The sequence below is a fragment of the Parendozoicomonas verongulae genome (genome assembly GCF_009711465.1).
In the GTDB taxonomy this organism is placed as follows: Bacteria; Pseudomonadota; Gammaproteobacteria; order Pseudomonadales; family Endozoicomonadaceae; genus Sansalvadorimonas; species Sansalvadorimonas verongulae.
The window spans coordinates 1-8807 of the sequence record NZ_SMME01000786.1 but is presented as its reverse complement, the minus strand read 5'-3'; the positions used below and the strand labels follow the sequence as shown (position 1 = coordinate 8807).

General features: G+C 50.0%; 9 protein-coding genes and 1 pseudogene. 7 read left to right on the top strand and 3 right to left on the bottom strand.

The features are described from left to right. Positions 1–88: 88 nt before the first annotated feature. Positions 89–2227 carry a DUF1631 domain-containing protein gene (locus tag E1189_RS07145; RefSeq protein WP_196221285.1) on the bottom strand — a complete coding sequence of 713 codons (2139 nt, stop codon included), beginning with the start codon at positions 2225–2227 and terminating at the stop codon, positions 89–91. A 206-nt stretch (positions 2228–2433) separates the two neighbouring features. On the opposite strand from E1189_RS07145, the gene E1189_RS07140 reads away from it, so the two are divergent. The 7 genes from E1189_RS07140 (at position 2434) to E1189_RS07110 (ending at position 8114) form a co-directional block, all read left to right on the top strand. Next, on the top strand, positions 2434–3738 hold the full coding sequence (locus E1189_RS07140; protein ID WP_196221284.1) for a serine/threonine-protein kinase: 1305 nt from the start codon (positions 2434–2436) through the stop codon (positions 3736–3738). A gap of 182 nt (positions 3739–3920) precedes the next feature. Next, positions 3921–4448, top strand: coding sequence for a molybdenum cofactor biosynthesis protein B (moaB, locus tag E1189_RS07135; protein WP_155159342.1), 528 nt, complete (start codon positions 3921–3923; stop codon positions 4446–4448). 1 nt (position 4449) lies between these two features. Beyond that, the gene (gene moaC / locus E1189_RS07130) at positions 4450–4929 is read left to right on the top strand and encodes a cyclic pyranopterin monophosphate synthase MoaC (RefSeq protein WP_155159341.1); all 480 of its coding nucleotides are present in this window, start codon (positions 4450–4452) and stop codon (positions 4927–4929) included. A gap of 23 nt (positions 4930–4952) precedes the next feature. After that, the gene (moaD, locus tag E1189_RS07125; RefSeq protein ID WP_155159340.1) at positions 4953–5198 is read left to right on the top strand and encodes a molybdopterin synthase sulfur carrier subunit; all 246 of its coding nucleotides are present in this window, start codon (positions 4953–4955) and stop codon (positions 5196–5198) included. Positions 5199–5348: 150 nt separating this feature from the next. Next, the gene (gene tatA / locus E1189_RS07120; protein WP_155159339.1) at positions 5349–5528 is read left to right on the top strand and encodes a twin-arginine translocase TatA/TatE family subunit; all 180 of its coding nucleotides are present in this window, start codon (positions 5349–5351) and stop codon (positions 5526–5528) included. Positions 5529–6037: 509 nt separating this feature from the next. Next, a complete protein-coding gene (gene fucP, locus E1189_RS07115) occupies positions 6038–7348 on the top strand; it encodes an L-fucose:H+ symporter permease (protein WP_155159338.1) in 1311 nt (436 codons plus the stop codon). Next, positions 7332–8114, top strand: coding sequence for an L-fucose dehydrogenase (locus tag E1189_RS07110; RefSeq protein ID WP_329601932.1), 783 nt, complete (start codon positions 7332–7334; stop codon positions 8112–8114). The genes fucP and E1189_RS07110 overlap by 17 nt, the downstream gene beginning before the upstream one ends. A 4-nt stretch (positions 8115–8118) precedes the next feature. Here the strand turns inward: E1189_RS07110 and E1189_RS07105 are convergent. Both E1189_RS07105 and E1189_RS23795 read right to left on the bottom strand, forming a co-directional pair. Beyond that, a pseudogene (locus E1189_RS07105) lies at positions 8119–8295 on the bottom strand (IS630 family transposase); the annotation flags it as partial. A gap of 16 nt (positions 8296–8311) precedes the next feature. Then, on the bottom strand, positions 8312–8807 hold a 496-nt coding region (locus E1189_RS23795), incomplete at its 5' end, for a hypothetical protein (protein ID WP_196221282.1).

Genomic DNA, 8807 nt, shown 5'->3' with positions numbered 1-8807 from the left:
GGCACGGGAAGTATGGCAGGCACGGGAAGTATGGCAGGTATGGGAGGCATGGGTTTGGCGTCCTATCCGGGAGTCATTGTCTCCAGTGCTAACCCGTCGTCGTTGTTCGATGAAGGTCAGCAATAACAGCTTTCAAAGCCCGGTCAAATAACATACCGTCATCTAACTGTGTAAACTGGCCATCCCGTAAGGCATCGGCCAGTTCAAGACGACTTTTTTCAGCGACTTTCATTCCAGTTCGATTAACGAAGATGTATTTGTCTGCTGCTTTCAATACAGCAGCGAGGCGGCAACGGAAGCTGCGTTCAGGCTCCTGCATATCAAACCAGGCACCGGAAACCAGGTTGTCAACAAGCTTCAGGTAAGGATCGTTCTCGTCCATGCCGGCAGGCTCTGGTTCAATGATCTCTACAAGTTCAAATTTACGGGAAGGCATTTCGAACTCTATGGCGCTGTGATCAACAGATGAGGTATCCACCCCGTGGCTGTGGGCGGCAGGTTGGGCCTTTACTGTTTCTGCAGCTTTGGCGGCTTTTATGCGCTCGACATAAACGGCTTTTAGCGCTTTAAATTGATCCGTTCTCTGGAACGGGTCAAAGGCAATGCTTTCCAGCCCGGCTTTTAAGCGTGCGCCAATCTGCGGGCTGAGTTTTTGCAGACGTGACCGGTTTGCCGGTGTCATAGGAGCGGTTACGCTCCATACGAGTTCGTGAATGGTTTTGTGCTGGACTTTCCACTCAGCACTGTCGGTGCCTTTGTTAAGAGCTGTGAGGAACATAACGCTTTTCCAACCCTGCTCCAGAATGGCTAAGGCTGCAGCGGGAACATCTCGATCACTGATATAGTGCTGAATCACGCGATCCACAGTTTTGCGTGCAGCATCTGCCTGAGCCTGTTTCCGCTCAGCTTCCAGCATGCGTTGTTCAAGGCGGCTCGTGCGGCGTTGTTCCTGTGTGAGAAACAGGGTGAAATCTGTCAGCAGGTCATCAAAAATACGGGTATCAGCGTCGAAGTCGCTCAGCAGGTAGTAAACGATGCTTTCCATCTTTTCCTGAAGCTTGTCTTTGCCTCTGCCACTTTCCTGCCAACCAAGTGCAGCCGTAGCCATTTCATTCAGGAGCTTGCGGGCTGGGTGTTGCTTTTGGCTGAAGAAGGTGCGATCACTCAGGGCAACTTTAATCAACGGAATCTGCATGCGGCCGAGCAATGCTTTCATGGTGGCAGGCAGGGTGCGGTCGTCGAGAATAAACTCGAACAGCATACCCACGAGGTTGATCACATTATTCTCATCCTGGCCCATATCCAGATTCTGGTTCTGGGCGCGAATCAGTTCCTGCAACTGGAGGCGGGCCTGTATCACTGGCTGGCTTTGCTGCAGCTGGGAAAGAACATTCATCAGCTCGGTTGAGCGGCTGCTTTGTCTGGACGCGGGGGCTGGAGCTTCCTGACTGGTCGTCAGCAGCTGCCGAATAGCCTGTGGCAGTTCATAGTCATCCTGTGGCTGGGTGTTGTTACGGTTTTTGGAGGCCTTCAGATCCTGCTTGAGAGAGGGCAGGATGTTCTGTCTGGCCAGCATCTCATTGCTGGCTTCACACAGAGTATCCAGTTTAACGACTACCGATTTTTCAAACAGCTTGCACAGCATCAGCCGGGCTTTGATATCACACTCCAGAAGTTTGGTGGCCTTTATGAAAGCATGACAGACCGTTTCTGGTGCGAAAGGGTTGTTCTTTTGGTAGACCTTCACGGGCAGCAGGTTGTCCAGACGCAGTGTCAGATGCTGAAGCGACTCACCGCAATGATTATTACCCAGATTCACCATGGTATTGAGCGCAACCTGTTCTTCCAACTCTTCATTATTAATCAGCGAAAGCTCATCAACAGGCCACTGGTCTGCTGAACCTTTTGGGTCGTGACTCGGGGTGGTCAGACGGTCGAAGGCTGCGTTCAGGGTTTTCTCCATATCCTCAATCACTGAGGATTTTTTTACCCGAATGGAGCGCATCAGTTCGAAGTAGAGACTGTGGTTATCACCGCCAGAAGCTTTGTTGGATAGCTCGAAAAAGTGGTCGTCAGCCTTTTGAAAAAAGCTGTTCAGGGATAGAGCGAGAGCATGCCAGCCAGTGTCCCGCAGCTTTTTTACGAGTTTGGGGAGTTTGATGTCAGATGTCGAGGTTTGGGCAGCATTATGACTCCTGATGGAGACTATATTTTTGGCTGCTGGCATGGTCATGCTCCGTCTGCCGCGAAGGGATGACAGTTGTGTTTATTATCTCAAATGATTATCTATGGGGAGCGGTGACAGATCTACGAAGGATTGTTAATAATGAGACGTGCATCACAGCTTTAAAGCCATGCAAGCATCACTTAATCTTCCATTATGTGCTACAGATTGGTGGCTATATTAAAAGCATAGTGTCAAGGATGATCCTTATGCCTAAGTCAGTGGGTGGCAGACCTCAGCAATTGTTTCGCAGTTCTCAGGGGCGTCTTTATGATCCGCGCAGTTGGAAAGCGCGTCTGGTGAAGCTGTTTAAAGGGAAATCCTATGTGAAACTTTCACCCTCAACTTCTTCATCCCCTGCAGGGAGCTATGAAACTCGTAAAAACAGGGCTGATCGGGTACGAAGGGCGATAGCGCTTCGGGATACTGAACATTACAGCAACCCTGAGCGTGCTGCTCATACATTAGATAAACAGCGCAGACGCACAGCTGGTGTTCCTTACTCCCCAGTCATGATCTCCTCTCAGGATAAGGAGATGGTGTCATTTAAAAAGATTGCTTCCGGGAGCTTTGGTACAACCGATGCCGTAGTACCGAATGGTGCCGGCCCCATAAGTGTTCGCAAAAAGAACCGTAAAGACAAAAGCACTACCAAACACCTCGAAGAATTGAAGAAAGAAGAACAGCTTTTACAGAAACTGGACCATCCCAACATCATAAAAACGGCCCAGGGACACAGAGTGACAGCCGACGACCCTGTGATGTATATGGAGCACGGAGGCTCAACCCTGAGTCACCTGATCTCTTCTCAGAAAAAGCCTTTGCCTAAATACCTGACGGGCAAGACAAGATCCTCCCGCAAAGCCGCCCCAAAGAAAGACGCGCAGGTGAAAGGCGCGATGGCAATACATGTGTGCAGGCAGGTGCTGGAAGGGTTGGTTTATCTCTCATCTAAAGGCGTTGTGCACCGTGACTTAAAGCCGGACAACATTCTTATCAGTCCCGCCAATGGTCATGTGCGTATAGGGGATTTTGGTCTGGCAGCAGAGGTAGGTTCCCCAAAAATGCGTCTTGTAGCGGGTACGCCCAACTACTTTGCCCCTGAAGTGATGACGATGGCTCTGGGTTGGAATAAGAAGAGCTATGACGGGAAGGTGGATGTGTTTTCGGCAGGCTGTATGTTCTACGAACTGCTTACAGGGATGCGTTATAAAGGTGTTAACCCTGACTGCAAATACGAAAGCTATCCCAAAGCATTGGCTGCCATGGAAGAGCGTAACCTGCACAAGTGGCTTTCCAAACGAATAAATCCGAAGAAAACGCCTTCCCTTACAAAAGCTGAAGCCGAACGTATGGTGAATATGCTCACTGGAATGCTTGAGTTTGACCCTCATAAACGCTGGACACCGCGTCAGGCTCGAATGGCATTGAACGGGGAGCCGGTACCACTGCCGCCTGTAAAAAAGCGCACTTTACGGCAAACTGTGAGTATCTGGTTCAAAAATCTTATTTAAATACCCGGACCATTGCTTTCCCATAGTCTGGTAGCGCCATCATTATGGGAAAGCAATAGTTCGGACACTTGCGACTCTTAATTTTTGTACTTACCAGCTATTTAGTGTTCTCCGAAGCTGCTATTTTCTGCTACATCTGGCAGGCTTGCCGGTAATTTTTACGCCAGCGGAATTTGCAGACCATGTCTCACAAGAAGATTGCTGAATTTATCCCTCTCTCTGTTGCAGTGCTCACTGTATCCGATACCCGCACCGAAGAAACCGATACCTCCGGCCACCTGTTGGTTGAGGGTGTGAAGGAAGCCGGGCACAAGCTGGGCGATAAGGCGATTGTGAAAGACGACATCTATCAGATTCGTGCAGTGCTGTCCCGCTGGATTGCTTCTGAAGAGATTCAGGCCGTTCTGATTACTGGCGGCACTGGCTTTACTGGCCGAGACAGCACCCCGGAAGCGGTTCTGCCTCTGTTCGACAAAATTGTGGATGGTTATGGTGAACTGTTCCGTCAGGTGTCTTATGAGCAGATCGGAACGTCCACGATTCAATCCCGCGCAGTGGCTGGCCTGGCGAACGGTACGATCACCTTTGTAATGCCCGGTTCCAACAACGGCTGCAAAACAGCATGGGAACAGGTGATTCGCGAGCAGCTGAACAGCCGCCACCGCCCCTGCAACTTTGTTGAGCAGCTCAAGCCCGGCAAGAGTGACTGATATGAGCCATCTGACCCATACCGCAGAAGGCGGTGAAGCAAAAATGGTAGACGTGGGCGACAAGAGCGACTCCCGTCGTGAAGCCCGCGCAGAAGGCTATATCTACATGGCACCAGCCACCCTTGTGCTGGTGCAGGAAAATAACCTGAAGAAAGGTGATGTGCTGTCTGCTGCCCGTATCGCGGGCATTCAGGCAGCCAAGCAGTGCGGCAATCTGATTCCCCTGTGTCACCCACTGATGCTGAATTTTATCGGCGTAGATTTCGAACAGCAGCCTGAACACAACCGTATACGTATTGAAACCTGCTGCCGTCTGAGCGGCAAAACCGGTGTAGAAATGGAAGCCCTGACCGCGGCCTCTGTTGCGGCTCTCACTGTGTTTGATATGTGCAAGGCCGTGGATAAGGCCATGCGCATCGATGGCATTCGAGTGCTGGAGAAGAGTGGCGGCAAGAGCGGTCATTACGTTGCTGACAAATAAATGAGACAGTTAAGGTTGTCGTTATGATTAAAGTTCTTTTCTTTGCCAGCTATCGGGATCGTCTGGGTGTGGATCAGCTGGAGCTGGACTCCAGCGCTGCTGACATCACAGCCCTGAAAACCGAACTGGCTGAACGCGGCGAGCTCTGGAAAACCACACTGCAGGATCGCAAAACCCTCGTTGCCGTGAATCAGATTATGACCAAAGACTCCGCCGCTATTAATGATGGTGATGAAGTTGCGTTCTTTCCACCAGTGACGGGAGGCTAATTCCTGAACAAGGGTAGGGTTTACCGCAATGTTCCCGCTCTGTGCGACCTTGTACTCTTTAGAGACGTTACAGAGGTTTCTCACAGGGCTGGGGAGTGTCGGCTTCAAGTCCTGTATCTAAGACAAAAATACTCACTTTAGGTGGTCGATATGGGATTTGGTGGTATCAGCATGCCCCAGCTGGTGATTGTTCTGGTGATTGTTGTTGTACTGTTTGGTACCAAGCGCCTGGGCAGTATGGGCGAAGATCTGGGGCACGCCCTGAAAGGTTTCAAGAAAGCTATAAAGGATGAGGAAACTGTCATCGAAAAGAAGGCTGACGACTCCTGATTTCTGTGCACCCGATCGCTCAGGTCGGGTGCTAAAACTCATCCAACGTGCCCTGTCTTCTTTCTTTTCCAACTCATCACACAGTCTGTTTCTGACTTCTACCATAGATGCACCACTAGGGTCTGTTGAGGTTTTATGATCGAGCTCAGCATTCCCGAGGGTTTTCATGGCGAGGAGCCGTGTTGCAGGAATGCTTGTTGCCTTTCAAAACACGGCGACGAAGCCATGGAAGCCCTCGGGAATGCCCTTCGGGTGGCTCTAAAAGCGGCCATCTGCTGCGTCAGGCTTGCTCAATGTAGAATAACTACGATTTTCACAAGCCTTCCTTGCAGCTAGCCGCTTTTAGAGCCACTGAGTCGATCATAAAACCTCAACAGGCCCTAGCGCTTGCAGGCCCTGATACGAGTCAATGCTTCCGCCTGTGGAGTTCGGGGAGGTGTTGTTACAGGCTTACTGCTATCTTTTCCCGTCTTACTTTTCCACTACCAGTTATCTGGGGAAGGCTCATTATGGCGGGTTCAAGTGTCAAGTTGCCAAACGCCGCACCTTCGGTTATTTCTCGAAATCTTATTGCTCCATTCATACTGCTTACCAGTTGTTTTGCCCTGTGGGGGCTGGCCAATAATATGACCGATGTGCTGGTGGCCCAATTTCAGAAAACCTTTTCCCTGTCGTATTTTGAATCCAGTCTGGTTCAGGCTGCGTTTTACGGTGCTTATTTTTTTCTGGCTCTTCCTGCTGCGCTGTTTATCCAGAAGTTCAGCTATAAGGCTGGTGTGCTACTGGGGCTTGGGTTGTTTGCCTGTGGGGCATTGCTGTTTTATCCCGCCAGCAAAACCATGGAGTATTACCATTTTCTCACAGCATTGTTTGTGCTGGCGGGTGGGCTTTCCATTCTGGAAACCAGTGCTAACCCCTATGTGTTTGCCATGGGGGCACATGAAACCGCAACTCAACGGCTGAATCTGGCTCAGGCATTCAACCCGCTGGGGTCAATAACCGGCGTGGTTATTGGCAAGTTCTTTATTCTCACCGGCCTGCACCCGGCAACCGAAGTGGAACGGGAGCTGATGGAGATAGAGCAGCTGATAGACATTCAGGCGGGTGAACTATTAGCAGTGATGGGGCCTTACCTGACGGTGGCCGCTGTGATTGTGATCGTGTGGGTAGTGATTGCATTGACGCCAATGCCTGCAAGTCGCATGGATGGATTACGTAATGTCAGCTGGAAGGCGTCCAGTCAGCGCTTGTTAAGCAATGTCGTTTATCGACGGGGTGTGACTGCGCAGTTCTTTTATGTTGGCTGTCAGATTGGCTGCTGGTCATTCACTATCCGTTACGTTATGAGCCAACTGGGTGGCAGCGAAGCTGAGGCTTCCAGTTATTTGCTGGGAGCTATTGTTTTGCATACGTTCTGTCGTTTTTTATTTACTGCGCTTATGTCATTTATAGAGCCCGCCAGATTGTTGAGCCTGCTGGCTTGTGCCGCTGTTGTGTTATGTGTGGTGGCTGTAGTCATCGAGGGCTACCCAGGTGTTTGGGCTGTGGTGCTGATTTCCGGATGCATGTCGATTATGTTTCCCACTATATTTGGGTTATCGCTGGGAAGTGTTGGTGAGCAGGATGTATCCCTCGGGGGCAGTGGCTTGATTATGGCGATTTTCGGAGGTGCTGTGCTTACTGCGATTATGGGCAGAGTTGCGGACTTGTTCTCTGTTGAAGTCGCTTATATTGTTCCTCTGCTCGGTTTTGCCTACGTACTTTATTTTGCACTGGTGAGCTGTAAAACTCAGGAGGCTACCTGTGGATCTGCAGCTTAACCAAAAGGTAGCTCTGGTCTCGGGTGGTTCCAGTGGAATCGGGAAGGCCATTGTTCACCGTTTGCTGGAAGAAGGCTGTCGGGTTGTGAATGTCAGTCTGGAACCTCCTGCCGACCATCGGGAGTGGGAAGAATGTCGATTTATTCAAGCGGATTTATGCTCCCCTGAGCAGTGCAAGAGCACTGTGGAAAAGGTACTGGATATCTATTCTTCACTCGATATCCTTGTCAACAATGCCGGAGTGAATGACTCCATTGGCCTGCAGGCAACCCCCTCTCAGTTTCTCACCTCCCTTCAACGAAATGTTGTGCACTATTTCAGCCTCATGCACTACTCCCTTGAGGCTTTACGGGAAAGTCAGGGTGCTGTGGTCAATATCGGTTCCAAAGTGAGTGTAACCGGGCAGGGAGGAACATCCGGTTATGCTGCTGCAAAGGGTGGGGTAAACAGCCTCACCAGGGAATGGGCTTTAGAGCTGGCCGAGGAGGGGGTGCGCGTGAATGCCGTCATTCCTGCTGAGGTTCTTACACCTCAGTATGAACAGTGGCTTGCCGATCAGACATGCTCGGCGGCTATGCAGAGTCGGATAGCGTTATCTGTGCCCCTGCAGCGTCGTTATACACGGCCGGAAGAAATTGCCGATATGGTGGGCTATCTTGCATCCTCCAGAGCCAGCCATATCACCGGGCAACTGATATTTGTTGATGGGGGGTACACGCATCTGGACCGTCGGGCAACTGTGCAGTCAAAACCTCAACAGGCCTAGTGCATCATTTTACCGAATATGTCGGGTAGAGCTTCTTCAGCTTTACCCGAGCATCTTTAGTTGTGAAACGCCACTCCATCTTGGACAGGCAACTATTGCGCTGCTCTTCCCACGCCGCCCCTTCGGTTTTCAGAGTCTCCTGATTGGGAATACGGCGCTCCAGGCACTGGCGACTTAAAATGCAGCGTATCCTGATTTTAAACGGGAGTTCCATCGTCATTGTTTTGTTTTTTGTTTTTACCATCTCTGGATTGTTTTTTAGATAAAGTTAATCTGTCCATTTCTTCGGTTAGGTCTTCAACTGAAGTATTAGTATCGTTTGTTTTATCGGTTGCAGTGGCTACTGAAACTGACAGCTTCTTTTTGTGATTTTCATAGGAAGCAAGGGCTGAGTTCAATAATTGTGGATGCTTTTTTAGATCTCTTTTTAAACATTTTTGCCCATGATTATATTCTGTTGGGATATCATGCCCATAATAAGTCTGTGTTTCCGGTCCGACATCGCCGAGGTCATAGCCAAAATCGTTAAAAGCAAGACCATTATCAGTGACAAGGATATCAGCTAATAACCTCGTCGGCTGGTAGCGTTTTAAATCCAATATTGCTGCAAAAATACCAATAGTCTCGGCGTCATCCTCAGTCATTTGTTCCAAATGTTCGGAAGCATCTTTAACCCTCAATTTTTTTTCAAAA

What these genes read in the sequence shown, in the direction of transcription:
- E1189_RS07145 (WP_196221285.1), bottom strand. Translation starts at nt 2,227, where the DNA reads ATGCCAGCAGCCAAAAATATAGTCTCCATCAGGAGTCATAATGCTGCC.
- E1189_RS07140 (WP_196221284.1), top strand. Translation starts at nt 2,434, where the DNA reads ATGCCTAAGTCAGTGGGTGGCAGACCTCAGCAATTGTTTCGCAGTTCT.
- moaB (WP_155159342.1), top strand. Translation starts at nt 3,921, where the DNA reads ATGTCTCACAAGAAGATTGCTGAATTTATCCCTCTCTCTGTTGCAGTG.
- moaC (WP_155159341.1), top strand. Translation starts at nt 4,450, where the DNA reads ATGAGCCATCTGACCCATACCGCAGAAGGCGGTGAAGCAAAAATGGTA.
- moaD (WP_155159340.1), top strand. Translation starts at nt 4,953, where the DNA reads ATGATTAAAGTTCTTTTCTTTGCCAGCTATCGGGATCGTCTGGGTGTG.
- tatA (WP_155159339.1), top strand. Translation starts at nt 5,349, where the DNA reads ATGGGATTTGGTGGTATCAGCATGCCCCAGCTGGTGATTGTTCTGGTG.
- fucP (WP_155159338.1), top strand. Translation starts at nt 6,038, where the DNA reads ATGGCGGGTTCAAGTGTCAAGTTGCCAAACGCCGCACCTTCGGTTATT.